The organism is Asticcacaulis sp. SL142 (genome assembly GCF_026625745.1).
GTDB lineage: Bacteria > Pseudomonadota > Alphaproteobacteria > Caulobacterales > Caulobacteraceae > Asticcacaulis.
Genome location: NZ_CP113061.1, coordinates 1,017,501 through 1,043,986 on the forward strand (window position 1 = coordinate 1,017,501; position 26,486 = coordinate 1,043,986).

General features: G+C 56.1%; 25 protein-coding genes (1 of these 25 only partly in view). 20 read left to right on the plus strand and 5 right to left on the minus strand.

Annotation, left to right across the window (positions count from 1 at the left end):
* From hfaA to OVA03_RS04675, 4 genes are all read left to right on the plus strand, one after another.
* Positions 1-279, plus strand: partial view of a holdfast anchoring protein HfaA gene (hfaA, locus tag OVA03_RS04660; RefSeq protein WP_324291029.1) — the 3' portion only. The gene continues 168 nt to the left of window position 1, outside the view; the window shows 279 of its 447 coding nt (coding positions 169-447); its start codon lies beyond the left edge, outside the window; its stop codon occupies positions 277-279.
* Position 280: 1 nt separating this feature from the next.
* Complete coding sequence (hfaB, locus tag OVA03_RS04665) at positions 281-1,387, plus strand: holdfast anchoring protein HfaB (RefSeq protein WP_324291030.1); 1,107 nt, start codon at positions 281-283, stop codon at positions 1,385-1,387.
* A gap of 61 nt (positions 1,388-1,448) precedes the next feature.
* Complete coding sequence (gene hfaD, locus OVA03_RS04670) at positions 1,449-2,639, plus strand: holdfast anchor protein HfaD (protein WP_267527677.1); 1,191 nt, start codon at positions 1,449-1,451, stop codon at positions 2,637-2,639.
* Positions 2,640-2,730: 91 nt separating this feature from the next.
* The gene (locus OVA03_RS04675; protein WP_267526996.1) at positions 2,731-5,604 is read left to right on the plus strand and encodes a M16 family metallopeptidase; all 2,874 of its coding nucleotides are present in this window, start codon (positions 2,731-2,733) and stop codon (positions 5,602-5,604) included.
* Between the two features lie 665 nt (positions 5,605-6,269).
* On the opposite strand, the gene OVA03_RS04680 is transcribed toward OVA03_RS04675, so the two are convergent.
* Positions 6,270-7,046: a hypothetical protein gene (locus tag OVA03_RS04680; RefSeq protein ID WP_267526997.1), complete on the minus strand. Its 777-nt coding sequence runs from the start codon at positions 7,044-7,046 to the stop codon at positions 6,270-6,272.
* A 173-nt stretch (positions 7,047-7,219) separates the two neighbouring features.
* Between OVA03_RS04680 and OVA03_RS04685 the strand changes: the two genes are divergently transcribed.
* The 9 genes from OVA03_RS04685 to OVA03_RS04725 all read left to right on the plus strand — a co-directional run bounded on the left by OVA03_RS04685 (position 7,220) and on the right by OVA03_RS04725 (position 13,334).
* A complete protein-coding gene (locus tag OVA03_RS04685; protein ID WP_267526998.1) occupies positions 7,220-7,813 on the plus strand; it encodes a PAS domain-containing protein in 594 nt (197 codons plus the stop codon).
* Positions 7,814-7,868: 55 nt separating this feature from the next.
* On the plus strand, positions 7,869-8,639 hold the full coding sequence (gene ppk2, locus OVA03_RS04690; RefSeq protein ID WP_267526999.1) for a polyphosphate kinase 2: 771 nt from the start codon (positions 7,869-7,871) through the stop codon (positions 8,637-8,639).
* A 125-nt stretch (positions 8,640-8,764) separates the two neighbouring features.
* Positions 8,765-9,340: a hypothetical protein gene (locus OVA03_RS04695; protein WP_267527000.1), complete on the plus strand. Its 576-nt coding sequence runs from the start codon at positions 8,765-8,767 to the stop codon at positions 9,338-9,340.
* Positions 9,341-9,389: 49 nt separating this feature from the next.
* The gene (ubiA, locus tag OVA03_RS04700) at positions 9,390-10,319 is read left to right on the plus strand and encodes a 4-hydroxybenzoate octaprenyltransferase (RefSeq protein ID WP_267527001.1); all 930 of its coding nucleotides are present in this window, start codon (positions 9,390-9,392) and stop codon (positions 10,317-10,319) included.
* A 28-nt stretch (positions 10,320-10,347) separates the two neighbouring features.
* A complete protein-coding gene (locus tag OVA03_RS04705; RefSeq protein WP_267527002.1) occupies positions 10,348-11,184 on the plus strand; it encodes a DUF3298 and DUF4163 domain-containing protein in 837 nt (278 codons plus the stop codon).
* A complete protein-coding gene (locus OVA03_RS04710) occupies positions 11,181-11,822 on the plus strand; it encodes a class I SAM-dependent methyltransferase (protein ID WP_267527003.1) in 642 nt (213 codons plus the stop codon). Before OVA03_RS04705 ends, OVA03_RS04710 begins: the two co-directional genes overlap by 4 nt.
* A gap of 2 nt (positions 11,823-11,824) precedes the next feature.
* Complete coding sequence (locus OVA03_RS04715) at positions 11,825-12,172, plus strand: VOC family protein (RefSeq protein WP_267527004.1); 348 nt, start codon at positions 11,825-11,827, stop codon at positions 12,170-12,172.
* A 10-nt stretch (positions 12,173-12,182) separates the two neighbouring features.
* The gene (locus tag OVA03_RS04720) at positions 12,183-12,653 is read left to right on the plus strand and encodes a tetratricopeptide repeat protein (RefSeq protein WP_267527005.1); all 471 of its coding nucleotides are present in this window, start codon (positions 12,183-12,185) and stop codon (positions 12,651-12,653) included.
* 108 nt (positions 12,654-12,761) lie between these two features.
* Entirely contained in the window at positions 12,762-13,334 is a 573-nt protein-coding gene (locus OVA03_RS04725; RefSeq protein WP_267527006.1) for an energy transducer TonB, read from the plus strand.
* On the opposite strand, the gene OVA03_RS04730 is transcribed toward OVA03_RS04725, so the two are convergent.
* The gene (locus OVA03_RS04730; protein ID WP_267527007.1) at positions 13,309-14,181 is read right to left on the minus strand and encodes an SDR family oxidoreductase; all 873 of its coding nucleotides are present in this window, start codon (positions 14,179-14,181) and stop codon (positions 13,309-13,311) included. The two genes, OVA03_RS04725 and OVA03_RS04730, sit on opposite strands and share 26 nt — an antisense overlap.
* A gap of 70 nt (positions 14,182-14,251) precedes the next feature.
* Here OVA03_RS04730 and OVA03_RS04735 point away from each other — a divergent pair, with 70 nt between their 5' ends.
* Positions 14,252-15,787 carry a UbiD family decarboxylase gene (locus tag OVA03_RS04735; protein ID WP_267527008.1) on the plus strand — a complete coding sequence of 512 codons (1,536 nt, stop codon included), beginning with the start codon at positions 14,252-14,254 and terminating at the stop codon, positions 15,785-15,787.
* On the opposite strand, the gene OVA03_RS04740 is transcribed toward OVA03_RS04735, so the two are convergent.
* Positions 15,762-17,690, minus strand: a complete 1,929-nt coding sequence (locus tag OVA03_RS04740; protein WP_267527009.1) for a putative bifunctional diguanylate cyclase/phosphodiesterase — start codon at positions 17,688-17,690, stop codon at positions 15,762-15,764. The two genes, OVA03_RS04735 and OVA03_RS04740, sit on opposite strands and share 26 nt — an antisense overlap.
* Before the next feature lie 366 nt (positions 17,691-18,056).
* Between OVA03_RS04740 and OVA03_RS04745 the strand changes: the two genes are divergently transcribed.
* The 3 genes from OVA03_RS04745 to OVA03_RS04755 are packed head-to-tail and all read left to right on the plus strand — an operon-like array spanning position 18,057 to position 20,536.
* The gene (locus OVA03_RS04745) at positions 18,057-19,478 is read left to right on the plus strand and encodes a TldD/PmbA family protein (RefSeq protein WP_267527010.1); all 1,422 of its coding nucleotides are present in this window, start codon (positions 18,057-18,059) and stop codon (positions 19,476-19,478) included.
* On the plus strand, positions 19,475-20,305 hold the full coding sequence (locus tag OVA03_RS04750) for an inositol monophosphatase family protein (protein WP_267527011.1): 831 nt from the start codon (positions 19,475-19,477) through the stop codon (positions 20,303-20,305). Before OVA03_RS04745 ends, OVA03_RS04750 begins: the two co-directional genes overlap by 4 nt.
* Before the next feature lie 12 nt (positions 20,306-20,317).
* Positions 20,318-20,536: a DUF4170 domain-containing protein gene (locus tag OVA03_RS04755; protein ID WP_267527012.1), complete on the plus strand. Its 219-nt coding sequence runs from the start codon at positions 20,318-20,320 to the stop codon at positions 20,534-20,536.
* A gap of 75 nt (positions 20,537-20,611) precedes the next feature.
* Here OVA03_RS04755 and OVA03_RS04760 read toward each other — a convergent pair whose 3' ends face one another.
* Both OVA03_RS04760 and OVA03_RS04765 read right to left on the minus strand, forming a co-directional pair.
* A complete protein-coding gene (locus OVA03_RS04760; RefSeq protein ID WP_267527013.1) occupies positions 20,612-21,535 on the minus strand; it encodes a CPBP family intramembrane glutamic endopeptidase in 924 nt (307 codons plus the stop codon).
* 81 nt (positions 21,536-21,616) lie between these two features.
* A complete protein-coding gene (locus tag OVA03_RS04765) occupies positions 21,617-22,312 on the minus strand; it encodes a fused DSP-PTPase phosphatase/NAD kinase-like protein (RefSeq protein ID WP_267527014.1) in 696 nt (231 codons plus the stop codon).
* A gap of 225 nt (positions 22,313-22,537) precedes the next feature.
* On the opposite strand from OVA03_RS04765, the gene OVA03_RS04770 reads away from it, so the two are divergent.
* Genes OVA03_RS04770 through OVA03_RS04780 form a run of 3 tightly spaced genes read left to right on the plus strand, consistent with a single transcriptional unit; the run spans position 22,538 to position 26,361 of the window.
* On the plus strand, positions 22,538-24,325 hold the full coding sequence (locus tag OVA03_RS04770) for an ABC transporter ATP-binding protein (RefSeq protein WP_267527015.1): 1,788 nt from the start codon (positions 22,538-22,540) through the stop codon (positions 24,323-24,325).
* Complete coding sequence (locus tag OVA03_RS04775; RefSeq protein WP_267527016.1) at positions 24,322-25,038, plus strand: lysophospholipid acyltransferase family protein; 717 nt, start codon at positions 24,322-24,324, stop codon at positions 25,036-25,038. Before OVA03_RS04770 ends, OVA03_RS04775 begins: the two co-directional genes overlap by 4 nt.
* On the plus strand, positions 25,039-26,361 hold the full coding sequence (locus tag OVA03_RS04780; RefSeq protein ID WP_267527017.1) for a 3-deoxy-D-manno-octulosonic acid transferase: 1,323 nt from the start codon (positions 25,039-25,041) through the stop codon (positions 26,359-26,361).
* Positions 26,362-26,486 lie beyond the last annotated feature (125 nt).

Genomic DNA, 26,486 nt, shown 5'->3' on the forward strand with positions numbered 1-26,486 from the left:
AACCGCGTCATCGTCGACGGCGTCATAGTCACCGGCGCCGATAACTCAGTCTATGCCTATGGCCGCGCCTCCGGAGCCGCCGATGCCTATTCCGGCGCAGGCGCCATCGGGGGCGCTACCGCCATCGGCAATAACCTCTCGGTCGTGGTCAATGGCAACTACAACACCGTCATGATCGATTCGACCCAAATCAATAACGGCAATGTCACCGCCAATGCCGGCACCAACACGGCCACGGCCGATGCTGATATCACAGGAACACTTTCGAATGGCTTCTAATATGAAACGTAACCTGACGCGCACCGCGGCGCTCATTGCTGCCGCGGCGACCCTATCCGGCTGCGTATCGCCTGTGGCGGGCCCCAGCGGCATCTATGCCAAGCCCATCGGCAATGCGCCGGTGATCGCCAACCCGACTGCCTATTCGGACGCCCTGATCTGCCTGTCATCCTATGCTCGCGCCCATCGCCTGGCGTCACCGCGCATGGCGGTTGGTCGGATCTCGGACTATACGGGCAAGGTCGAATACGAAGGTGGTCGCAAGATCACCCAGGGCGCTTCGCTTATGGCCATGACCGCGCTGGCCAAGGCCGGGGCTCGTCAGGTTGAGCGTTTCGATACCTCAGTTTCCGAGCTTGAGCTGAAATATGCCAACAATAAACTGATCACCGACGCCCCGATGTCGGACCCTACGGTGGCCGGTGAGTACCGTAAGATCATGGCCGGTCAGATCGCCGGTTCCGACTTTCACATTGTCGGCGGCATTACTGAACTGAACTACAACATCCGCTCCAGCGGTCTTGATGCTTATGTCGGCGACGCTGATGCCCGCGACACCAAGGGCATCGTCAATGCCCGTCTGTATGTGATGAATGTTGCCCTTGACCTGCGTCTGGTCGATACCCGCACGCTCGAAGTCGTCGATGTCATTTCCTACCAGAAGCAAATCATCGGCCGTGAGATCAAGGCCGGGGTGTTTGACTTCTTTAACGGCAATATCTTTGACATTTCCGCGGGCGAAGGTGGCTTAGAGCCGATGCAACTGGCCGTACGTGCCCTGATTGAACGCGCCACGCTGGAGTTCATGACCAATCTTTATGGTGCCGCTGGTCCCGAAGTGTGCCTGAGCCCCAAAGACGATTTCCTCAACTATAACGCCACGACGGGCGCGACGGGCGGCTTTGTTCCCGCCTATAATAATCTGGAGACCAACAATGCCGGCACTCGCGAAGATCCTCAGCGCTGGCGCAAAACCGGTCGCGTTGCCGACGATGCCGCCCGCCAGACCGAAGACAAACCAAAGGATAAGCCCCATGCGACCAAGCCTGATCACGATCATGACCAGCGTGATGGCGATAAGTGCTGCCGCGTGGTCTCCCGCTACTAGTCAGGCGCTTGACGTTACAGACCCAAATAATGCTCAGGCCGAATGTCCTCTGACTAACGGTATGCGCGTGTGTGTGCGGATTGAAAATAATCAGGCAAACAACCGCTTGGTAAACGCTTCAAGGTACGCAGAGCATTATATAAATGACGGCTTGTCTAGTCTGCGTACCTACGCGACTGGTAATCGCATGGACGGCGGCAACTCACAGGTGAACGCGGCTCTTGATTCAGTTCAGACCAATAGTGGCAATATCGATGCGGAATCACTTTTGGTTAGTCAGGCAACGCCGGGCGAAACGGGAAAATCTGTCGGCACTGGTGCCTATATGGTTACTCAATCTATCGCCAATTCGGGCAGTTTTGTAGCTGAACAAGGTGATTTGACGGCTAATATCAGTCAAACCTCCACGGCCAATCATGTTCAGGCCGATAGCGAAATCGTAGCGCCTAACGGAGCCATCTATAAAAGTGGAGAAGTTCAAACCACAGCGATGGCCAACCATCAGGAATTTGGGGCTACACAAGCGCAGATCATATCGAATGTGACCCAAACTTCGGACACAGACGTGCAGGCCACAACTACCAGTTCGGTTCAATACTCCCCCTCGCCCAACCTTTATGCGTCGAACGCCTACAATAACTATTTTTTTGCCGTCAGCAATGATCGCGGGTCTCAGAATCACACGGTGACCCAAACCACCAGCGCTCAAAGTATCACTGAGGCGCGCACCGACGCGTCAGGTTCTAACATGTGGGAAATGGCCGGGACATCAGATGCGGCAGGTAATACGGTCAATGTCGGCAACACCGGCGGCTATATGATCGTCAATTCGACCCAGACCAATAATAATAAAACGGTTCTGGCGGATACCAAAGTCGAAGCCATCGAACAGTACGGCACGGCTACTGCCAAGGCGACCAGTACAGGCAACCTTATGATCGCCGGTAATAACGATAAATACGTCAGTATTGACAACAACCAGCTCAATTCCGGCGGCGTTCAAGCCAGCGCCGAATTTATCGGACGCGACGGCTATGATGCCTATCTGGAAACCGATGCCACCGGCAACTCAGCTATGGGCTATGCCTGCGGGGCGTGTGAACCGGACATGAGCGTCAATAATAATCAGGTCAATAATGGCGCTGTGACGGCCACCAATACGTCCACTATTACCGGCACGGGCCGCTCCGTTGTCTCGGTCGCCCGCGCCACCGGCAACACGGCGACCTATTACACATCGGGTAATCCTTAGATTACATTTTCGTAATCAGCCGCCCAACGCCTTTTCAAAACCACGAACATAATACAGGGTCGCCTTCATCTGAATCATGAAGGCGACCCTGATGCTTTTGCGCAAAACCCGCGGAATTTTTGTCTTTTCTCTGGCCGTGGCTATGTCCACAACGGCGCTGACCACGGCTCTGGCTCCGGTGGCGGTTCAGGCGCAGGCCGTAAAAGCCAATCCGCCGGTTGAATTTGCCCAAACCAAAAGCGACATACCTGCCGATCCCGCCGCGCGATTTGGCAAGCTTTCCAATGGCATGACCTATGTCATCTATAAAAACGCGACCCCTCCGGGTACGACGGCGGTGCGCCTGCGCTTTGATGCCGGCTCGCTGATGGAAACCGATGCCCAGCAAGGGTTAGCCCACTTTCTTGAGCACATGGCGTTTAACGGCTCAAAGAACGTGCCCGAAGGCGAGATGATCAAAATCTTAGAGCGGCACGGCCTGAAATTCGGCCCGGACACCAACGCCTATACCTCGTTCGATGAGACGGTCTATATGCTGGACCTGCCGAAAGTCGACCCTGAAATCGTCGACACCGCCCTGATGCTGATGCGCGAAACGGCCAGCAACCTGCTGCTTGATCCTAAGGCCATTGAGGCTGAGCGCGGCGTAATCTTAGGCGAAGAACGCGCCCGCGCGTCGCCGGGGATGCGCGCCTATATCGCCTATGCCAAAAAGGCGTTTGCGGGCCAGCCCTACCCTGAGCGCCTGCCCATTGGTCAGGTCGAGGTGATCAAGTCCGCGCCCGCTCAGGCTTTTGTTGATTTCTACAACGATTTTTACCGGCCCGAATACGCCACGCTCGTGATCGTTGGCGATATCAACCCCGATGAGATTGAGGCCAAGATCAAGGCCAAGTTCGGTGACTGGCAGGGCAAACCCCAAACGAAGAACGCCCTGACCAACTTTGGCACCTATGCCAAAAAAGGCCAACGCGTTCACGCCTACGCCGAGCCCGGCCTGCCCGATTCGCTGTCGGTGTCGTGGTTTAAACCCTTTGACGGCAGCGTCGAGACTGAGGCGAGCGATTTTGATGACACCCTCGACAACATCATCAGTGCCATTGTGAACCTGCGGCTGGAACGCCAGTCAAAAGCCCCGGAAACCCAGTTCGCGGCCGCCAGCTTTGGCAACGGCAGCGTCAATAAAACCGCTGAAACCTACAGTCTGAGCATCTCTCCCAAGCCGGGACAGGACAAGGCCGCATTGGAGCAGGCCCTAATGACCCTGCGTCAGTTTCAGGCTTACGGCGTCTCTCAGGCCGAACTTGACCGCGTTCTGACCGAATTTGCCACCGGCCTTGATGCCGCCGCCAAGGGCGAAAAAACCCGCAACACCGGCGCCATTGCCGGTCAGATTATCGGCACCTTGGGCGACAATGAGGTGCTGACCTCCCCAACCCAAAATCTGGCCTTTTTCAATAAAATCAAATCCCGTCTGACGCTTGAGGCTATCAATGCCCACATCAAGGCGCTCGATCTGGGCGATGGCCCGCTGATCGCACGTCAAGGTTCGGATGCGGCCAAATTCGATCAAGCCGCCATTCAAGCGACCTATCAGACCCTGATGGCGCAAGCGGTCGTTGAGCCGCTGGCGATTGACAAAAAGCCCTGGCCCTATGCGCAGTTCGGCACCCCGTCAAAGGTCGTCAAGACCGAAACCCTTGCCGACCTTGGCGTAACGCAGGTGACCTATGCCAACGGCCTAAAGGTCAATATCAAGCCGACGACCTTTAAGGACAACGAAATTCTGGTCACCGTGCGTTTCGCGGGCGGCCTGCAAACCATTGCTCCCGGTGCCAGCGCGCCGGTGTTCGAAGCCTCATCTGCGGGTGTGTTCGAAGGCGGCCTTGGCAAGCTTGAGGCCGAAGATATCAAAGAAACTCTGGCCGGCAAGATCTACGGCCTCAGCTACAATATCGGCGAGGATTCCGCGACCTTAAGCGGCGGCACCACCAAGGACGACCTGACCACCCAGATGCAGGTTTTGATGGCCTTTACCACCGATACGGCCTTCCGCGCCAATGCGTTTGAGCGCCTGAAAGCCTTTGTGCCGAACTACTACACCCAGCTCCAGTCAAGCCCCAACAGCGTTTTCAGTGTCAAAGCCCCACGGGTTATCCGCTCCGGCGATGACCGTTTCGGTATACCGACCCAGGATGAGTTCCTTAAAACGAGCAATGATGAGGTCAAGGCCTTTACCCAGACCCTGCTGATGAAATCACCGGTCGAAATCACCTTTGTGGGCTCGATCACCGTCGAAGACGCGCTGAAACAGGTTGACGCGACCTTTGCGACCCTTGCCCCGCGTAAACCTTTGCCGGTCGCGCCCAAAGGTAATGTGGTGAAATTCCCGACCACGAACCTGCATCAGGTCTTTACCCATAAGGGCCGCGAGGACCAGAACCTGTCCTATATTGCCTTCCCGACCACCGATTTCTTCGCCAGCACCCAGACCGCACGCGGCCTTGAATTGCTGTCCGAAGTTATGACCCTGCGTCTGATCGAGGAAATCCGCGAAAAACAAGGCGCGTCCTATGGCTCGTCCGCCTCATCCATCGCGTCCAATTCTTTCAAGGGTTTTGGCTATATCGGCGCCTCAGCCACCGTCAAACCGGATCAGGATGAGGTGTTCTACACCTCGGTCATGGCCATAGTGGACGATCTGAAAACAAAGGGCGTCACTGAGGATGAACTGTTGCGTGCCCGCAAGCCCGTGCTCGACAAATACGAAGTCACCCTGAAAACCAACGGGTTCTGGGCGGGCGTCCTGCCGGGCTCATCGACTGATCCGCGCAAGCTTGAGGCCGTCCGCACCCGCAAGGCCGAACTGGAAAAGGTCACCGCTGCTGATTTGCAAAAGCTGGCGCAGACCTATCTGGTCAAAGATAAGGCCTTAAGGCTGCAGGCCAAGCCGGAAGCGAAATAATCATATTGATAGGCCGCGCATATCCGGTATAATAAAACCTCGTCAACATCGGAGAGCGACATGTTTAAAACGGCATTTCTATCAATTATGCTTTTTTCAACCCCCTGCACAATTGCAGCCGCCACAGATACACAATCGATTAAAACGCAATAAAATGTTCCTCATGACTATGAACAGCAGATAGATGAAATATTTTCTGAGTATCAAACAAGCAGCATAGACCCTGAAATATGCAAGCGTGCATGTGATGCAGCCTACTACACAGCAGTTACAGTTTGCAGAGGCATTCCCAATAACAATGACCGATACCAATGCATAAGTCGCGCCACCAACATTTACTCTCAATGCTTAAGTTTATGTAGATAAAAATATGTACCATCGCTTAAGAACTTTATACTCATCTAAAAAAAATTATGACTTTAGCATCGAAACATTCGAAGATGAGGTAATATTAGTATCTAATTACTTAAATTTACACACAAATATGGCAGGGATAGATCAGTTTCAAAAATTTGAAAACGCGATCTTTTTAATTAACAGCCTTATTTCCCAAATTCGGGAAAAAGAGACGCTATATTATGACATTGAATTAAAAGAAGTTTATGACTTACCATAAGTATAATTAACCCGGCTTAAAGCCGGGTTTTTATTTTATTATACTTATTTTACTGAACAAACCCGCCGACGCCGCCATCAAACACCATGTTCGATGACGAGCTATAGGCTGATTTTTTCTCGACTTGACGGCTGGCCATATAGGTTTCGGTCGTGGTCAGGGTCAAGATCTTAACCCCGGCCCCAAACCGGCGCAGCAGCGAGCGCTCGTTACAGGCGCGCGCGGCCAACTGGCGACGGCACTCAATCTTGCCGCCTTCATGCCACAGGGCGTCGTTCTTACCGCAGTCATAGCTTTTGCCATCTGCAATATATTGCAGGCGCGTGCCGGCGATGCAGCGATATAACTCACCGCGATAATCGCCCTTCACATCCTTATAACCAAACACCTGAGAGGCCGGATGCGGCACGCCTTTGTCGTCGATGCACGACGCCTGCAGCGTGACGGTCCTGGTCACCATGCGCGACGCCTGATAGGACTCAGCCGCCATTTCACTGCCGGTTTCGACATTGAGACCGCCGGTCACGACCGGAATACCTTGCGCCTGCGACCAGTTGCCATAGCCACCGCCGTAATAGACCGAGCCGGTGGCACCACCCGATGCCGACGCACTGGCCGACGCGTGGGCACTGGCATAGGCCGAGGCATGGGCGCTGACGTGCGGCATGGACGGCTTTGACGGATGGGACGGCGGCGTGGGCGGCGGTGGCGGTGCACAGCCCCCACCACACGATTGTGCCGAAGCTTCACTGGCCACGAGCGATCCGATCAACATACCTAAAGCGATAAGTGAGCCGTGACCGATAAGAGATTTATTTGCGCGCATATTTTGAGACGCTCCTCATGTTTCCCGCGACATCTAAGCAAAAACCATACCGCATCACCCCTTGCCTTTTCCCTAACGCATCCCGAAGAAATACGAAAAAACGCAAAGAAAACCGGTTTAACCACTTCGTAACGGCGCGCTTTTTGCGCCGCAGCGCCGGAAAGGAGATCATCGTGTCCCATTCCAGCACAGTCAGCTTCCTAAGCTACTGGCGCGCCCTGCAACAAGGTGCGGCCCAGAATAGCCCGTTACGTCGTGACGAGACCGAAATCTCCCGCGCAGCGCCCCTGCGCGCCGACTTTGATCCGGTTCAGCTTAAAGACCTGATGCCGCAGATGATGATGATCGCAACCGCCGGAAATGACTACAGATTTCGCCTGACGGGCGGCTTTCTGGTCGCCCTGCATGGCGCTGGCCTGAAAACCACACCGTTCACCAAACTGTTCGCGCCCGCCCATGAAGAGCAGCTTAAGGTCGCGCTCAACCTGGCCGCACATCGTCAACAGCCCCTGATCCTGACGGCGTCCGCCACCACGTCCGGAAATGAGACAGTGCGCCTTGATATCGCCATAGCCCCGCTTCGCAACGCGTCGGGTGAGGTCGATCGTCTGGTCGGACTTTACCAGCCCAAGGGGCCGATCCCGTTCTTACGCCGCGCTACGGTCACGGCCATGACACTACATACCGTCAGGCTCTACGATCCTGAACGGTTACCGCGCGAAAGCCATCTGCGTCTGGTCAGCGTCAAGGGCCAACTCATCGCTTAAAGACTTGCGATACCGGGTCGGGTGCGCCACTCTCCTCTTAAAGCAGGAGCGCATCATGGCAAAATCTGACAAAAAGAAAGCCGCCGAAGACCGGCTGGAGGCCTTACAGGTCAATCTGGTCGATGCCCAGATCTGGGCACAAAGTGCCGGAAAACGCATCTGCATCGTCTTCGAAGGCCGCGATGCCGCGGGCAAAGACGGCGCCATAAAGCGCATCACTGAGCATCTGGCGGTCCGTCAAACTCAGGTGGTCGCCCTGCCTAAACCCTCCGACCGTGAAAAGACCCAGTGGTGGTTTCAGCGCTATATCCCTCATCTTCCTGCCGCCGGCGAATGGACGATCTTTAACCGGTCCTGGTACAATCGCGCCGGGGTCGAGAAAGTCATGGGCTTTTCCACAGTTGAGGAACAGGCCCGCTTCATCAAGGACGTGCCGCAATTTGAATCCATGTTGATTCATGACGATATTATCCTGATCAAGCTGTGGCTTGACATATCTCAGGACGAGCAGAAAAAACGGCTGGATGAACGCCGATCCGATCCGCTGAAACGGCTTAAGGTCTCTCCGCTTGATGCGGTGGCGCAGGAAAAATGGGCCGATTATTCCGCGGCCCGCGATGAGATGCTGAAAGCCTCTCACACAAAACAGGCGCCGTGGACCTGCATCAAGACGGATGATAAGACGGCGGCGCGTGAAAACATTATCCGCCACATATTATCAACGATTGATGAGTGCCAATATACAAATCCGGTGCCTAAACCCGACGGCGATATCGTTTTTTCGTTTGATGCCGTCACCAAAGGCAAACGCAGCCTAAATCCATAAACGGCTCATTAAGCATTTATTGACTCTGATTTGCCAGAATCACTCTGGTCTAAAGGGCGCGTCCATTACACCAGCTTTAAAAATCAGGCTGGGGGCGTGACTGAACAGAAGTTCGGGATCGGGTCATGAGCCAACATACACATCAGGCGGCAGCAGCGCCTCCCACCAAAGCGCGTCCGGCGCTTAAGGTATGCGGCGACTGTAACCTGTGCTGCAAAGTCTATGATATCGATGATCTGGGCAAAAAAGCCGGTGATTTGTGTCACCATACTGGCCATGTCAAGGGCTGCGGCGTATGGGGCCTGCATCCCAAAACCTGTCAGGATTTCAAGTGCCTGTGGATAAAGCATGAGGATCTGAATGCGCTGTGGCGGCCGGATATTGCCGGTTTTGTACTCAGACTTGATCCCAACGGCACCACGCTCAATATCGATGTCGATCACGCCAGAGCCCACGCTTGGCGCGCAGAGCCCTATTACAGCCAGATCAAGCTGTGGTCGGAAAACTTTCCAAACAAAGGATTGGTGCTGATCCACGCCAAGGATGGATTGTGGGTGATCACCCCGACTGAGGATCTCAACATTCCCAATCCTAAGCGCGGCGATACGCTGGAAACCGGTATGGAAGACAGCCTGTTCGGCCCGCGCCCGTTCGTGCGTATCATCCCGCAGAAAAAAACACCGGCACGGCGGCGGGCATAACTTTAAAACTCTCTCGACATTTGTGAGCCGTCAGAGCATCTAGGGCGTTATGACGACCCGCGATCCCGTAACCCTGCCCGATGCCGCCCCGCAAAACTGGGTTGACCGCCATGCGCCGGAAAGTGTGCGCCCGTGGCTGAGGTTGGGCCGGTTTGACCGCCCGGTCGGTATCTGGCTGTTGTTCCTGCCCGGAGCTATGGGGCTTGCCTATGCCAGCGCGGTCACGGGCACAGCCTTTCCCCTATATTTCCTGATACTGTTTGCCATAGGCTCCGGCCTGATGCGGGCCGCGGGCTGCGCCTTTAACGACCTGGTTGACCGCGACATCGACGCACTTGTTGAGCGCACCCGTAACCGCCCGATCGCGTCAGGCCAGATCACGCCCAAACAGGCGATGGTGTTCATTATCATCTGCTGCCTGATCAGCCTGATTATCCTGCTGCAACTGGGCACTCTTGCCATCATTCTGGGGGTCGGGTCGCTGGCGCTGGTCGCGGCCTATCCATTCATGAAGCGCATCACCTGGTGGCCGCAGGCGTGGCTGGGCCTGACCTTTAACTGGGGTTGCCTGATGGCCTATGCCGCCGTGGCCGGTGAGATCACCCTGCCGGCGCTCATGTTCTACGCCGGGCTGGTGTTCTGGACCATTGGTTATGACACCATCTATGCCTTGCAGGACATCGAAGACGACGTCATGGCCGGGGTGAAATCCTCCGCCCGCGCATTGGGCGCAAAGGCCCGACCCGGCATCACCATCATCTACGGTCTATGCCTGATCCTCACCATTATCTCTGCTGCCCTTGCCCCGATGTCCTGGCCGTTTTATGCGGCCCAAGCGCTGGTGGCGGCCCATCTGGCGTGGCAAGTTTACACCTTACGCCCGCAAGATGGCGCGCAGGCGCTAAAACTGTTTAAAGCGAATCGCGATGCCGGTTTACTATGGGTCGCAGGCCTTATTTTCAGCGGCTTTGTTCGCTAAATTCCGCCCAAATCTTTGAAAGTCCTCCATGCCGCGCGCCACCTTGTCCCGTCTAGCCCTTGCCGCCCTTATCGTAAGCGCCACGGTTACCGCCTGCCAGAAAAAGCCGGATGAGGCCCCGAAGGTCGAGGCTAAACGTGAGTCCACCGCGCCGCTCAGCTATGTTCACAACACCGTTGATGCCGAAGCGTCATTGTACTTCCCGGACTCGTTTAAGGCTCACGCGACCCTGCACGAAACCCTGTCGGCGCAGGATCAGGAAGCCCTCAAAGCCTTCGCCAATCAGGCTGTCACCGATCGCGCGGGATTGGCTAAGGATGGTTTTGAACAGCCGCAGTATTTCCGCAAAATCGTCTGGCACCTGACCGCCGAAACTGCGGGTCTTATCTCTGCCTATTCCCAGATCGAGGAATATGCCGGTGGGGCCCACGGCAACCTCGCCTTCCATCCGGTGTTGTGGGATAAGGCGGCCGACAAACCGCTCGATCCGCAAACCCTGTTTGCCGCCGAGGCTGACCTGAAACCGGCCGAAAACTACCTGTGCCGTCAGGTCGAGGCCGAGCGTTCCAAACGCGCGGAAACCCCGATCACACAGGCCAGTTCCGGCTTTGGTTGCCCCAAGCTAAAATCGGCTCATTTTGTGCTGATCCCCTCGACCGAAACCGGTAAGGCCGCCGCCATCGACGTGCTGTTCGCACCCTATGAGGTTGGCCCCTATGCCGAAGGCACCTATCAGATCCGCTTGCCGCTTACAGTGATCCGTGACGCGATCGCCCCGGCCTATGCGGCGCAATTCGGCGGCAATCCGGCGCCTTTGCCGGTGGAAAACCTGCCGCCAGAAGCCCTATCGCCTGATCAGGAATGATTGACCGTAAGGCGTTTATAACTGCCAACACAGTCGCGCGGCCCGTCCCCTCCGTGCCGCTGATAATGCTCTATCAGGCCGATGACGCGACCGCCCTGTGGCAGATGACCGAGGCCGATCTGGATCAGCACCTGTTACCGCCGCCGTTCTGGGCCTTTGCCTGGTCTGGCGGTCAAGCGCTGAGCCGATATGTGCTGGAAAATCCTGAGATCGTCGCAGGTAAAACTGTGCTTGATCTGGCGTGCGGGTCAGGCATGGTCGGCATTGCCGCCGCTCTGGCAGGTGCCGCCCACGTCACCGCCAATGATATCGATCCCTATTGCGAGGCCGCCGTTAGCCTCAACGCAGGTCTCAACCATTGCCAGATTGCGTTCCTCGGCGGTGATCTGTTGACCGCAGGCCTGCCCGATGTCGAGGTCGTTCTGGCCGGTGACATCGCCTATGAACGCCCGATGGCGGAGGCCATGCTGACAGTTTTGCGCGCTGAGATCGCTAAAGGTAAAACCGTCTATATCGGCGACCCGCACCGGACCTACTTTCCGAAATCGGGGCTTAGGCGCTGCGCCGATTATAAAATTACGACCTCAGCCGACCTTGAGGACAAGCCCGTCAAACCCACGACCGTCTGGAGACTTTAGCCATGACCAAAATTCACCACGCCATTGACTACATCGAATGGGCCGCCACCGATTTGGTCCCCGTCAAAGCCTTTTACGCCAAGGCATTTGGCTGGTCATTCATTGACTATGGCCCAACCTATGCGGCGCTGGATGGTGCCGGTCTTGATGGTGGATTTCAGGCGGAATCATCCGAAGCTCCGGCCAAACCTCTGGTCATACTCTACAGCGAAAACCTTGAACAAAGCCGCGAAGATGTGCTGGCCGCAGGCGGCATCCTCACCCTCGACATTTTCGACTTCCCCGGCGGCCGCCGCTTTCAATTTACCGACCCGTCCGGTAATGAGTTAGGTATCTGGTCGGATAGATAATGGGGATTTTATGAGCTTTCTTCGGGGGATACTTTTCTTGCTAGCCATTCATGGCCTCGCCAGCCCAGCGCTCGCACAAATCTATCCAAAAGAATATATTAAAAACCTTAGAACAAAAGCTAATGATGGCGACCCAAAAAGCCAGTACGGTCTCGCCATATACTCTCTCAATGAAAACAAACCAAAAGAGGCATGGAAATGGCTGAACAAATCAGCCGAAAATGGCTATGCCGAAGCCCAATTGAAGATGGGAGACTATTATAAGGATGGTCTCCTGATAGGGTACGGACAACTTACCGTAGCCATTGATCTTGAAAAGTCACTGGAATGGTACAAACGCGCAGCAGACCAAAACCATCTTGGTGCAACAGAAAATATATGTGCGCTGCGTAGCCGTGGCCCTGCACAAAACCTTTCCGAAGCCATAACCTATTGCCGGGCTTCGTCCCAGAAAGGTCGGCACAACGGTTATTTTTATTAGGGCAAAGCTTACCAGATCGGAGATGACGGCATTGCTCAAGATCCAGCAAAGGCACGTTTAATCTATCAGGAACTGGCAGAGAAAGGTTACGCGCCAGCCATTGAGTTGTTGGCAAATATCGAAATTGAAAATTCAATCAATAGTCACGATTACAGCCTGTCATTTTCAGCGCTTCAGAAGGCTATTTATTTAAAACCCGAAATTTATCTCGTTGCTCTGGCCCGACATTACGAAAACGGTTGGGGCACTAATAAGGACTTTTCAGAAGCTCACAGGCTTTACTTTTATAGTGCCGAAATGGGAAACCCAGACGCAAAAGCCTGGCTCAATGCGCATCCGCAAGCTTCGGTCGAAAATATAATTGCAAATCTCACCGCCCTTGAGGCCCTACCAAGCGGCAGCATAAAAATTGGCAAAGGTGCTCAGGACGGGGCCGTAAATCTCTATCCCGCAAGAGCTTTAGATGCTGAGATGGAAGGTGAAGCTATCCTCGTTTGCCATATTAGCCAAAATGGCAAGGTTGATAACTGTGTTGTTGATGAAGAAACACCTTCCAATATTGGTTTTGGAATGGCGACTTTAAAAGTTATATCCCTGTATAGCATCGAATCCGATATTGAAGGTTTGAAACCGTACGCAGGTAAAATATTTCAGTTCAGGTATCGCTGGGTCTTAAATTGAACCGTGCCGGTGCGTAACCGAAATCAGTCGAGGCGGATGAATGATCGAACACCAGATCATCATTCATCCGCAGGGCCATATTGACATTAGATTTCAGGTTCTGAGCGGGGCGGATCAGCGTCAGCGCCCAAAACCCCAACCGCCACAGCCATGCAGGTAGGGAAATTATGCGCGGGCGACGGCCTTTGGCCTCAAAAATGCGGGCCACCATGTCGCGATAGCTCAGGGTCTCACCGCCACTGAGATCATAGGCCTTATCGCGCGCGGTGTCTGACTTGAGTGCCTGTAGCGCCGCCGTGGCCAGATCGCAGGCGTGGACGGGCTGGCGCAGACCTTTCGCCCTACCACAAACCACAAAAACGCCAAATCTATCAATAAATTTGGCGATCCGGCTAATGTTCTGATCGCGGCCTTCATCATAGATCAAGGTCGGCCGCAGAATCGTCACCCCAACATTATGAGCCGCGCCAAACGTCACAATCCGCGCCTCTGAGTCCGCCAGCAGATCGGCAATCCGGCGCTCCTCCGGCTCAGGTGAAAAGGTCTTGGAAAACCGGCTGGTCGAGGAAAAGACCACCAGCCGCGTCATGCCTTGCGCCCACAGGCGGGTCAGCACCGCATCGGTCATCAGCCAGATCGGCGTGGTTGCAATCACATGGCTGAACCCCTCACCCTCAAACGATTCTGGGGAGGCCAGATCAAGGCGCACCTCATCGTCACGGTTCGGTCGGCGCGTGGTAAAGATCGGCGCAAAGCCGTGCGCATCAGCGCGCAACACCTCAGCCAGCCGCGCGCCGACCAGCGACGTCACCCCGATAATCAGGCATTTTTCCGGCATCAAATTCATATACCCACTGGCCATCAATTGCGATTGAGCCTATGTCATTGCCATTGAAAAATCCATACGAGTCAAAGCTATGGCCGCCTATAAATCCCTTCGCGACTTTATTGCCAAGCTTGAAAAGGCCGGTGAACTGGTACGCGTAACGACGCCGGTATCCACCCATCTTGAGATGACCGAGATCCAGACCCGGCTTTTGGCGCAAAAAGGCCCGGCGGTTCTGTTTGAAAACCCGATCATGGCCGACGGCACAACGTCCGACATTCCGGTGCTGGTCAATCTGTTCGGCACGGTTAAGCGGGTGGCAATGGGGGTAACCCTCGAAGGCAAAGAGCGCACCACGCCGCAGGAACTGCGCGAAGTCGGTGAATTGCTGGCCTTTTTGCGCCAGCCAGAGCCGCCGCGTGGTCTGAAAGATGCGTTTGAGCTTATGCCGCTGGCCCGAACGGTCATGGGGATGCGCCCTAAGACCGTAAAAAAAGCACCGGTACAGGAAGTTGTGCTTACAGGCAATGATATTGACCTGACCAAACTGCCGATCCAAGGCTGCTGGCCCGGTGAACCGGCCCCGCTAATCACCTGGGGCCTCGTGGTCACTAAGGGCCCTTCCGAATCGCGTGAGGATAATTTCAACCTCGGCATCTATCGGATGCAGGTTCTGGGTAAGGACCGCGCCATCATGCGCTGGCTGGCCCACCGCGGCGGCGCGCAACACCATGCCCGCTGGAAAAAGGCCAAAAAGAAAGAACCCCTGCCCGCTTGTGTCGTGTTGGGCGCCGATCCGGGGCTGATACTGGCGGCGGTCACACCCGTGCCGGATACCCTGTCGGAATACCAGTTTGCAGGCCTTCTGCGCGGCCAAGCCGCCGAACTTGTGCCTGCCAAAACCGTGCCGCTGATGGTGCCGGCAGAGGCTGAAATCGTGCTGGAAGGCCATGTTCTGCTGGATGAATATGCCGACGAAGGCCCCTACGGCGACCACACCGGCTACTATAATTCGGTCGAAAAATTCCCGGTCTTTCAGATCAGCGCCATCACTATGCGCAAAAAACCGATTTACCTGTCGACCTTCACCGGCCGTCCGCCTGATGAGCCTTCGGTCTTAGGTGAAGCCTTAAATGAAGTCTTTATCCCGCTGATCCAGCAGCAGTTTCCGGAAATCGTCGATTTCTGGTTACCGCCCGAAGGGTGTTCGTATCGCATCGCCGTCATTTCGATGAAAAAGGCCTATCCGGGCCATGCCAAGCGGGTGATGATGGGCGCGTGGTCGTACCTGCGTCAGTTCATGTACACCAAATGGCTGATCGTGGTCGATGACGATATCAACTGCCGCGACTGGAAGGATGTCATGTGGGCGGTCTCCACCCGCATGGACCCGGCGCGTGACATTACCGTCATTGAAAACACCCCGATCGACTACCTCGATTTCGCCTCCCCCGAAAGCGGCCTGGGCTCAAAGATCGGGCTGGATGCCACCAATAAGTGGACACCGGAAACCCACCGCGAATGGGGCGAAGAGCTTTATATGGATCAGGATGTGATCGATAAGGTCACGGAAAAATGGGCTGAAATGGGTCTGCCCGCCGCTATGAAGCCACCGATCTGGTCATAAGCGGGTCGATCGCCTCCGTGGCATGACTATGGCGCGTGCCTGTCTCGCGTTCCAGGTATTCATCAACCCCATCTGCCGTCAGCGGTTTAGAGAACAAAAACCCCTGAATGTAGCGCGCCCCGACCTGCTTAAGCTTGGCCAGTTCGGTTTCGGTCTCCACCCCTTCGATCACGCAATCCAGATGAAGATTTTTGCATAAATCTATGATCGTCTTGATAATTTTCTGCGCGGTCGGGTGTTTGACAAGCTGAACGACAAAGCTTCTGTCAATCTTGATTTTATTGACCGGCAGGCGGTGGATATAGCTGAACGACGAATAGCCTGAGCCGAAATCGTCAAGGGCAATCCGGCAGCCCATCGACTTCAGGCGATTAAGCGCCTCACAGGCCTGATCAAAGTCATTGAGCATGGCCGTTTCCGTAATCTCAAATTCGATACGGCGGGGGTCCAGCCCGGAGTCGCGCACGATATCGCAAACATCGGCAATGGCGGTACTTGAGCGCAGGTCGCGGGTCGACAGATTGAACGACACCCGGATATGGTCGGGCCAATCCTGCACCACCGCCAAGGCTTTTCTAAGCAAAATCAAGGTGATCTGGCTGATCAGGCCTGAGCGTTCTGCGGCCTTGATAAAGGCGTCCGGCCTTACCAGCCCCAGTTTTGGGCTATTCCAGCGCGCCAGGGCTTCAAAACTGGTGGTGCGATTTTCAACAATATCATATTGCGGCTGAAACAGGATAAACAACTCCTGCTCAAGATCGGAAGACCGAAGGGTCTGATCAATCAGGCCGAAATCACGCAGTTCGGTCTCATGCTTTTGCGAGAAGACAACCGGAGCCCCGCGTAAATTCTGCTTGGCATAGTAGAGCGCATAGTCAGCCCGTTCGAGGTATTGCGATATTGTGAAACCCGATCCCTGACGACTGCGCACAAAGCCGACTGAGGCGGATATATTCGCCGCCACACCCGACAGCATATAGGGCTCACGCAAGGTCTCACACAACCGCTCACCAAAGGCTTTCAGTTCCTCTTCATCGGCCATACCGGTAAGAATAATGGCAAATTCATCGCCGCCCAGACGCGCCGGAACCCCCAAACCAGCACACAGGTTTCGCAAGCGCCCCGCTACCGCCACCAGCAAGGCATCACCGACACTATGGCCATAAACATCATTGACCGGTTTGAAACCGTCCAGATCAATCAGGGCCAGATCAAACCGTTTACCATCCTGGCGTTTGCGGCTCAGGGCCTGCTCCATAGCTTCAAAAAAACTGCGCCGGTTGGGCAAGCCGGTCAGGGCATCGCGATTGGCCAGAGCCTGGGCCTCATCGCGCAGAGTATCGGCCTGAACGCGGGCATGAACCGCGCGCAGAATAGCCTGACGCATCAGCACGCTCATGCCCATGGCGGTGGCAATACCCGCCAGACCGATCCAGATATATTGCGATAAAATACCGTACTTGTGAGCCAGACCATACATGGTCACCATGCACACCAGCGCGCAGGGGATGATGACCCGCGGCGTAATCCCGGCGGTCGCAAAAACAAGCACCAGCAAGACAAAATAGACCAGCTTGGCCGGTTCGACGTGAAATATCTGATACGCCACCACATTCAGATACATAAGGCTGAACACAACCAGGCAGGCATATTCCAGCCGATCAATCCGTTGCGTGTTACGCGTCACATGAAAAAAGAAAAAACTGGCCGCCATGGTTGTGGCCGCCAGCCCATCCAGCACCCACAAGGCCAGACCGTTCTCATAAAACAAATGAGCAAAAGTGATCAAAATGTAATAGAGGCCAACGCCCAGCGCAAACCCGCGCACCACAGGGCGCAAGGCAACGACCTCTTCGCGACGCATGGCATCGGTCTTTGCCGGTGTAGATCTACCGCCTGACACCGCTTTCAGTTCCCGCTGAAACCGACCTGTTCGCAATATTGCCCTCTGCCCGTTACTCAATAGCCACCACACCCGTTCGCGACACACACCAAGCTATTGATCCGCATAACTTATCCGCGACACGGCCTAAAGTTACCGGAGAGTCTTAAAGAAAATCCTAACCCTGTGAGGGCTAAACTCAATCAAAACCCTCCTCATCAGAAGACTGCCAAGCCAAGGCACAACCCCGATATTCTGTGATTATCGCCATATTAAGGGTGGTTTTATTGTCATGAGTGCGGTCTATTCATACATAGACTCAAATCGCATCTCATATCGTCACATTTGAGACTTGATTAGCCCCTGAACCCAGCCTAGATAAAGATCATGTTGCCCACGCATAACAGCTTGCCCCCTGAGCGGCCCCACAAGCGGCCACATGAGGATGAAACCTCTTATGGGGGCTCAGCGGTCCGCGACCGGCTGGAGCAGGTGCTCAGCAAAGCCCGCGCCGCCGGTGCCGATGCCGCCGAAGTGGCGTTTGCCCAAAGCCGGTCATTGAGCATCGGCGTGCGCAATGGCGAGGTTGAAACGGTTGAGCGCGACGAGACAGCGGATCTGGGGCTGCGCGTCTTTATCGGTCAAAAGCAAGCGGTTGTTTCCATTTCTGAGTTCTCAGATCAGACCTTGCAGCGGGCTGTGGAGCGGGCGGTGATCATGGCGCGGATATCACCGGACGATCCCTATACGGGGCTGGCCGATCCCGCACTTTTGTCGGTGCCCGATGCCAACCCGGTTGATCTGCAACTGTTCGACCCGGAAGACGTCTCGGCCGACGCCTTTAAAGACCGTGCCCTGGCCTGCGAAGCGGCAGGACTTGCGGTTGCTAAGTCAATCACGACCGATAGTGCCAGCACGGGCTATAGCCACAATCACTGGCACCTGCTGACCTCTGACGGTTTCAGCGGTCAGCAGTCGTCAAGTATATTCTTTCAATCGGTGCGCATGATCGCCACCGATGCCGCGGGACAAATGGAACGCGACGGCGAAGGCCGCTCAAAACGATTCTATACCGACCTGCCGACGCCGGCCTATACCGGTACGCTGGCGGCCGAACGCGCTGTGAGCGCTTTGGGGGCCCGCCGAATCGACAGTGGCAAATATCCGGTCATTTTCGATCCGCGCGTCTCTAAATCGATCGTTAGTCTGTTTTTAGGGGCTATCTCAGGGCCCGCGATTGCTCGCGGCTCCAGCTATCTTAAGAACCGCCTGCATACACAACTGTTTGCGCCCGGCATCCATATTGTTGATGATCCCTTCCGGGTACGCGGTCTGGCCTCCAGCCTGTTCGATGACGAAGGGGTGCGCGTACAAAAACGCCACCTGATCGATAATGGCGTGCTGACGACGTGGTTGCTGAATACGGCCTCGGCCCGGCAACTGGGCCTGACCTCGACGGGCCATGCCTCGCGCGGTCTGGTGGGACCGGCCGGGGCCTCCGCTCACAATATTACCCTGATGCCCGGATCGTCGTCGCAACCCGACCTGATGCGTGACGCAGGGCAAGGGGTTCTGATTACCTCCATGTTCGGCCCAAACGTCAATGCTGATACCGGTGACTGGTCGGTCGGGGCTTCGGGTGTCTGGTTCGATCAGGGGGAGATAAAATACCCGGTCAATGAACTTACCGTCGCGGGTAATCTGATCGACATCTTCGCCCGCCTGATCCCTGGCAGTGATCTGGAGATAAAAGGCTCGAACGACGCCCCTTCCCTGCTGATAGACGGCCTGTCTGTGGGGGGCAAATGACCAAGGCCGCCGCCGTGACCGTCGCGCGCCGGGAGCTTGAGGAAGACCTCGCCCTTCTGGTCGATAAGGTACGTCGCGTCGGCGCTCTGGCCCAGCACGTCAAGGCGCAGGGGCTTATCATCGATTACAAATCCGATGGCTCGGTCGTCACCAATGCCGATCTTGAAGTCAATCTGTGGCTCAAAGAAGCCCTGATGCAGGCGCGGCCTCATTACGGCTGGCAAAGCGAAGAATCCCCGGACACCGACGCCCGGCTGAGTAAATCTAAGGTCTTTGTGCTCGACCCCATCGACGGCACCATGGGCTTTACCAAAGGCAGCCCCTATTGGACCATTGCCCTGGCCATTGTTGAAAACGGGCAACCCGTCGCAGGTGTCGTCTATGCTCCTGACGCGCAGGAGCTATATGCCGCAGGGCTTGGGCTTGGGGCGACGCTCAATGGCGAACCGATCCACGCCACCGCAACCGCCGCTCTGGACGGCGCCCATGTCATTGGCGATGCCCGTGTGTTCGGTAAGGCGATCTGGCGCGGTGAATGGCCAAGGCTCTTGGTGACATCACGCCCGTCGGTGGCTTACCGCATGGTGTGTGTAGCGGCGGGCCGTGCTGATTTCACCCTGGCCCTGACCCCAAAGCGCGACTGGGACGTCGCCGCCTCTACGCTCATCGCCCATGAAGCTGGCGCGAAAACGTCTGATCATTTAGGTAATCCTTATCATTTCAATGGTAAGTCCAGTCTTAAACCCTCGCTCGTCTGCGCCTGTGAGCCGCTTTATGCGGAAATCATCCGGCGCTGCGGGCATTTAGCGACCCTTGACCATATCTGAGGTTATTTTGTTATGAGTGAACAACTTTTGCACATCGTCATCGGCGGCGAACTGTCCGACCTGACCAAGACCCAATTCAAGGACCTTAAGGCCGTTGAATTTGTCGGCGCTTATGGCTCCTACGAAGAAGCGGTCAAGGCGTGGCGCTCAAAGGCGCAGTCAACGGTGGATAATGCCCTGATGCGCTATTTCGTCATCCACGCCCATAAGCTGCTGAACCCGGATGCTTAGAGCGCATTGGCTTCGCCGAACTTTGTTTCCAAAAAGTGTGAAGCGGTTTTTGGATTCAAATGCGCGTAAAATAATTTAAACAGCTTGGGTGGACGGTCTGAATATCCTCCATCCGCCCTGCCATAGCAACCAGCCTATACCTGCCGCCAACACCAGACTGGTGATCACACTGCCTTCCGGCCCTACGGCGCCCCCCGTCAGCCACCACGGCTGACCGGGGGCGGCTTTGAGGTCGACCAGCAAAGGCTCGACCCCAAAGTTACGCCCGGCGATATCAAAGCCAAAGCCGACCCCCAGCAGCCAGTTCCACGCCGTATGCCAGCCGCAAATGCCCCAGATTGAATGTTCGCGGATGGCATAAAGGCTGATGAACAGAGCCAGCAACAATATATTAAACACCATAATGACGAGTTCAAAAGTCAGGCTGAACTTGCTGCTGTGCAGCAGGGTGTAAAAGGCGCTGTTGAGTGTCACGGCCAGCATCAGCCCATGTCGTGACGCCAAAACCGACATCAGATAGCCGCGCATCAGGATTTCTTCGGTCGAACCCTGAACCACGAAGCCAAACAACAGCACGATGAACGGGATCAGCCCCAACCAGCTTGGTTCGGCGCGAAAGCCGGAATGTTCGACCTCATAGACGCCGCTGACCATGGCGATGGCCACAATAAATAGCGCAAAACCGACACCGATCAGCCATCCGCGCCCGAACCGCGTCAGCCCCTTTTGATTGAGGCCATTGGCTGCAAACCCGCGCCGCTCATAAAACCAGGCCCAGATCAGGATCAGCACAGCCGACATGCCAAAGCCGGTGACCAGTTGCACCGACAAGGCCGGCCAGATGTGGGCTTCGCCGTGTTCCCAGTCGAACAGGTAAATCAGCCGGATACCGACCAGTGCACACATGGCGATAGCAATAAAGGTGACAGCAAAAGCAAACGGCGTCCAGGTCAGACGCTGCCCTGACTGCTTTGGTGCGTAGAGGTCGATACCCTGCATAGATTAAGCCCCCCTCAAAACCTGAATTTCAGATTACAGGGTTTTTTGGAGCTGTCTATTGCTTGCCGCCTACGCGCGTTACTATTCCCGCCGCAGGATTTTTTCGGTCAGCAGCGTACCCCACCACGACCCTTTGAAATCGGACTTAATGCGCACCGGGTCGTAATCCTCGCTCTGAGTCCATTCGACAAAGCTCAAGCCCTGCGGCTTGCCGACCGTCAGATAGCGCTCAAAAATATAATCGAGCACGCCGGTCTTGCCTGCCTTCATGTGCAGGGTGCGCAAGCCCAGTTCGCTCATCGCGTCTTCGATCGGATGGCCCAGATGCAGATGGCGATACAGCACACTCATAATCCCGGCCCGGTCGGCACCGGATTTACAATGCATCAGGGCCGGATATTCGATCCGCTCAAACATCTCTTTGGCCGCCAGGATCGCTTCTTTTGTCGGCACATCGCGCGACGTCACCTTAAAATCGACCAGCTTCAGCCCCAAGCGCGCACAGGCGTACTTTTCGAGGGCATAAAATGATCCCCGCTGCCCACGCAGGTTGATGACGGTCTTGATACCGTCATGTTTCTGAAACCACTTAAGCTGAAACGGCCACGGCTGGTTGGCGCGCAGCATCTTATCATCGATCCAGTGGGCATTAGTAAACCCAAGCCGCAGATAGGCATGATCCCCCCACAGAAAGGCCATATAGGTCTTGAACCGCCCCCACGGGGTTGAGGTGTCATAAACCTTATGAATCTTTGGGGTTTTGAATATTTTGACCATGAACTCGATATATATTTAAGGCTCGCGGCGACGCGCACGGCCCCTCATATAGACATTTTTGACGCAGTGATAAGGTCTTTTGTACGCAACCGTGACCAAAACCCTATTGGTTTTGAGAAAAATCACCTTAAAGGCTATAGGCTATTGCTCCAACAACCCTATCTGTTCTGAATGCCTGAGCCTTCACCTCTCACCACGACATCTGACATCGGCCCCAAGGCCGTCATGGCCCGAGTGTGGCGTGAGTATTTAAGCCCGCAAAAGGGGGCGTTGTTCACCTCCATGCTGTGCGCGGCTCTGGTGGGGCTGGCGACCGCCGGCGTGCTATTGATGCTTAAGCCCGGCGTGGAGTTATTGTTCGGTGAAACGGGCCCCGCGGCCACAAACGTGCCTGCAATCATCGCCGAAAATCCACTGTTGATGGTGCCTTTGATCATCGTCATCATGGGCTTTATCCGGCTGGGGGCGCAACTGGGGCAGGTAACCCTCGTCAACCGGATCGGTCACCAGCTTGTCGGCCATATTCAATCGCAGCTATTTGCCAACCTGATCCGCGCTGATCTGTCCAGACTACAAAAAGCCCATTCCGGGCAGTATCTTAGCTCGGTTCTTTTCGATGCCGGTTTAATGCGCGAAGCGACCACCAACGGCGTCGTCAACTACACCCAGCATGGCCTGACGGTTATCTATACCCTGATTGCCATGGCTTTTATCGACTGGAAAATGACGCTCGGCGTGCTGATCATCGGCCCGATCATTGGTCAGGTCTTATCCGGCTATATGAAGCGCACCAAAAAGGCCGCCAAGGGGGCGATGGAAGAAACCTCCAGCCTGTCGTCGGCCATCATGGAAAGCCTTGATGGGGTCAAGATCGTCAAAATCGCCCATCAGGAACGCTTCGAAGAAGGCCGCGTCAATGACGTGATCGCGCGCCGCCAGAAACACATCATCAAGGGCGCAAATGCCCGCGCCTCGGCCGCCCCCGTCACCGAGGCCCTGACGACGGTGCTGATCGCGCTGGTCATCGCCTATGCCGGCTGGCGCTCTGGTCTTGGCGAAATGACCGTCGGCGGCTTTACTGCGTTTCTGGCCCTTTTGGGCTCCGCCGCGCAGTCCCTGCGCCAACTCGCCAGCCTGCAAACCATTATGTCCGAAGGCATGACGGCGGCCCAAAGGTTGTTTGCCGTTCTGGATATCCAGCCGGAAATCACCGACGCGCCGGGTGCAGTGGCCTTATCCCGCGATTTTAAAACGATCCGTTTTGAGGATGTCGGTTTTGAATATGCGCCGGATATGCCGACCCTTACCGGCATAAATTTCACCGCTGAGGCCGGACGTTCGATCGCTCTGGTCGGTCCGTCAGGGTCAGGTAAATCAACCCTGCTCAACCTGCTGCCGCGCTTTTTCGATGCCACCCGCGGCCATATCCGCTTTGATGACCGCGACCAAAAATCGTTTACGCTCAAATCCTTGCGTGAAAATATTGCGCTGGTAACCCAAGACCCGTTCCTGTTCGATGATACCATCGCGGTCAATATCGCCTATGGCAATCCAAATGCTGACCCCGCCGCCATCGAAAAAGCCGCCCGTGACGCCGCTGCCCATGAGTTCATCATGGACCTGCCCGATGGCTACGACACCCGCGTAGGTGAGGCCGGTTCGCGCCTGTCGGGCGGGCAGAAACAACGCATCGCCATTGCCCGCGCCTTCCTGAAAGATGCGCCGCTGTTGCTGCTCGATGAAGCCACCTCAGCGCTCGATACCCAATCCGAAGCCCGCGTGCAGGAAGCGCTGGAACGGCTCATGGCCGGGCGCACCACCTTCATGATCGCCCACCGCCTGTCGACCATCCGCCATGCCGATGAGATTCTTGTGCTCGACAAAGGCCGGATCGTGGAACGCGGCACCCATGACGGCCTGATTACTTCCGGCGGCCTCTATGCCGATCTGGCGCGGCAACAGTTTGATATGCCACACAATAGCCCGCAAATGGCATCAGGTGTGGTGTCATGAAGTCCCTTTTAAACTCAAAGCTGGCTCAGAAACTGATCGCCATCCTCGTCGTCGGTTATCTGAAATTCTGCTACCGCACCTCGCGTTGGACGCGCATCAATCAGGCCCCCGTCGAAGCCATCTGGGCCGCCAAAGGCCCGGTTGTGCTGATGTTCTGGCATGGCCGCCTGCATCTGACCCATGCCTGCTGGCCGCTGGATAAGGCGCAAGCGGTCTGCGTGCTGGCCTCCCTGTCCAAAAGCGGTGACCAGAGCGCCCTGATCAACCAGCGTTTTGGCTATCACGCCATCCGCGGGTCTTCGGCCAAAAAATCCGACCCGGCCAAGCAAAAAGGCGGAGCGCAAGCTTTCCGTGAGATGCTGCGCTGGATGCGTGCCGCACCGGCTGGTGAGGGTCGCTGCGTCGCCATGACCCCTGACGGGCCGCGCGGGCCGCACCGTGAAATGACCGAAGGCACACTGAAACTGTCGCAAATGACGGGCGCCCCCATGATCACGGTAGGTTTATCGACCTCCCGCTTTATCGAATTTAAGACCTGGGATAGGATGCGCGTACCGTTGCCGTTCGGACATGCGGCGATTGTGTGGGAGGTTCATGACCCCGTGCCGGCCGATATCGACGCCGACCGCTTGCAAGACCTGATGGCCCACATGGGTGATGTTTTGACGCGCGTCAATGATGAAGCCGACCGGTTGGTGGGAGCGCCGCTTTAGATGCGCAGTACCAAACCGTTTTCCCTGACCGCTTATCAATGGTTGATGAGCCTGTTTCATACTCAGGCACCCTTTGTCCTGCGCCGACGGCTTGAGCGCGGCAAGGAAGACCCGATCAGGTTCCGGGAGCGTCTGGGCCGCACGGACACCCCGCGCCCATCCGGCACCCTGATCTGGCTGCACGGCGTCAGCGTCGGGGAAAGCCTGTCGGTGCTGCCGGTGATTGAGCGCCTAAAAATGGAGCGGCCCGATGTGCGCTTCTTGCTGACCACATCGACCACCACCTCAGCGGAGATTTTAGCCAAACGGCTGGCGGCTGTGGGCGAGATCACCCATCAATATGCCCCCATAGATACCCCGCAGGCGGTGAGTGCGTTTCTGGATCACTGGCAGCCGGATCTGGCCATCTTTATCGAAAGCGACCTGTGGCCCAACCTGATCGGGGCCTTGCAGAAACGCGGCATCAAACACGCCCTGCTGAGCGCGCGCATTACCGAAAAAACTTACTCCGGCTGGATGCGGCTGAAAGATGCTATTACCCACACCCTGAGCGGTTTCGACCTGATTATGGCGCAGGATAAGGCGTCTGAGGCCCGCCTCAAAAGCTTGGGAGATCCGGTTGCCCGTCACGTCGCCCCGCAGGCCAATCTCAAGACATTAGGTGCACCGCTGGAGGATGATGCCGACGCGCGTGAGGCTTTGAGCGCACAGATCGGTGCGCGCCAGGTTATTGTGGCCGCCAGTACTCACCCGAACGAGGATGCCTATATTTCCAGCGCCTTAGAGGCAATGGTTAAGTCTGCGGATAAGCCGCTGCTGATCATCGTGCCGCGCCATCCGACCCGCGCCGAAGACATTCGGCTTGATCTGGAAGCGCTGGGGTTTACGGTCGCCCAGCGCTCAAAGGCCGAGGTCATTACACCACATACTCATATCTATCTGGCTGATACTCTGGGCGAGCTTGGGGTGTTTTTCCGGCTGGCCGATGTGGTCATCATGGCCGGCAGTTTCTCAACCGGCATCGGTGGCCATAACCCGCTGGAGGCCATGCGGTTGTCGAAAGCCGTCATATTTGGCGCAGAACTTTACAACTGGCAGGCGGTCTATGACGACGTGCTGGAACTTGGCGCCGGCTGGAAGGCGAACAGCCGCGATGAACTGAGCCTGATCGTCGAGCAATTGCGGGCCAATCCCGAAAGCATTGAGACCGCCAACACGCTGGCGCGGCGACTGGCGCGTAAGGATGGCGACACCCTGCCGATGGTCTGGCGATGCCTTGAACCGCTGCTGCCGCCCGCCCCCGCTCAGGATGAGGCGGCGTGACGATCATGTGCCGATTCTGCATTTACCTCTCCTCCCCATTTCATGGGGAGGTGGATGCGAGCAAAGCGATGCAGACGGAGGGGTATAAACATGGCCCCACTTACCCCTCCGTCCCTTCGGGCCAC